General features: G+C 71.5%; 1 protein-coding gene. It reads left to right on the plus strand.

All coding sequences use genetic code 11. From position 1 onward, the window contains the following. Nucleotides 1-389: hypothetical protein (locus I6F37_RS44205; protein ID WP_225155016.1), on the plus strand; the 389-nt coding region annotated here is incomplete at both ends.

The raw sequence follows: 389 nt of genomic DNA on the forward strand, positions 1-389 counted from the left end.
GGTCGAGCAGGTGAGGGCCGAAGCGGCAAGGTTCGACGTGGCGCGGGCGACCGCGGAGGCGGACCTGACCCACCTCGCCGCGGCCTGCCTGGACGCAGTGCAGTCGACGATAGAGGAGGTCAGCGCCGAGATCGCCGAGCTCGAACGCGCTGGCGCGCTCGCCAGCCCCCGCCCGGTCGACGACGCACCGGAAGCCGCTGAAGTCGAGGACGAGGGCGGCGTGCCGAGTGAGGTCGAGGGTGGGCAGATCGACGCCAGCCCCGCTGCCCCGGCGGCCCTGACCGCGGACGAGATGGTTGCCGACCTGCGCACCAAGATCGAGCGGATGGGCGCCGTCAACATGATGGCGATCGACCAGTTCGACGATCTCGAGTCGCGCCACGCGTTCC

This window comes from Bradyrhizobium sp. NBAIM08 (assembly GCF_020193935.1).
Classification (GTDB): domain Bacteria; phylum Pseudomonadota; class Alphaproteobacteria; order Rhizobiales; family Xanthobacteraceae; genus Bradyrhizobium; species Bradyrhizobium yuanmingense.